This window comes from Vibrio sp. 1978 (assembly GCF_033344345.1).
This window is the reverse complement of the sequence record NZ_JAWPOP010000171.1, coordinates 1-1019: the sequence shown is the minus strand read 5'-3', so window position 1 is coordinate 1019 and position 1019 is coordinate 1. Positions and strand designations below refer to the sequence as shown.

1 protein-coding gene is annotated in these 1019 nt (G+C 47.3%); it reads left to right on the top strand.

Annotated features, from left to right (window positions below; genetic code table 11):
- Positions 1 to 33 precede the first annotated feature (33 nt).
- Positions 34 to 1019 (top strand): uroporphyrinogen decarboxylase (gene hemE / locus R8N49_RS25270; protein WP_318190230.1); only part of this gene is annotated, 986 nt, incomplete at its 3' end.

The following is a 1019-nucleotide window of genomic DNA, read 5'->3' as shown; positions in this document are numbered from 1 at the left end:
TTTCAAAGAAAGCCTAACAATTGGAACTACGGAATGACTGAATTAAAAAATGATCGTTATCTGCGTGCGCTTCTTAAAGAGCCGGTAGATTACACGCCAGTATGGATGATGCGTCAGGCAGGTCGTTACTTACCAGAATACAAAGCTACGCGTGCTCAAGCGGGCGATTTCATGTCTTTGTGTAAGAATGCGGAGCTGGCGTCTGAAGTAACTCTTCAACCACTACGCCGTTTTCCTCTTGATGCAGCGATCTTGTTCTCTGACATCCTAACTATCCCAGATGCAATGGGTCTGGGTCTGCGTTTTGCTGCTGGTGAAGGTCCGGTCTTCGATAACCCAATTACTTGCAAAGCCGACGTAGAGAAAATCGGTCTGCCAGATCCAGAAGGTGAACTGCAGTACGTAATGAATGCCGTGCGTCAAATCCGCAAAGATTTGAATGGTGATGTACCTCTAATTGGTTTCTCTGGTAGCCCATGGACGCTTGCGACTTACATGGTTGAAGGTGGTAGCTCTAAGGCCTTCACGAAGATCAAGAAGATGATGTACGCAGAACCTCAAACTCTGCATCTTCTACTGGATAAGCTAGCAGATAGCGTGATTGACTACCTAAATGCACAAATCAAAGCCGGCGCGCAGTCAGTTATGGTATTTGATACATGGGGTGGCGTTCTGACTCCTCGTGATTACAACCTGTTCTCATTGCAATACATGCACAAGATTGTGGATGGCCTGATTCGCGAAAATGACGGTCGTCGCGTACCTGTTACGCTATTTACTAAGAATGGCGGTATGTGGCTAGAGCAAATCGCAGCAACGGGTTGTGATGCAGTTGGTCTAGACTGGACGATCAATATTGCTGATGCGAAAGCGCGTATCGGCGATAAAGTGGCACTGCAAGGCAACATGGACCCATCTATGCTTTACGCTTCACCAGAGCGTATCCGTGAAGAAGTAGCAGGTATCCTCGAAGGTTTTGGTGATGCTGGTACAGGTCACGTATTCAACCTAGGTCATGG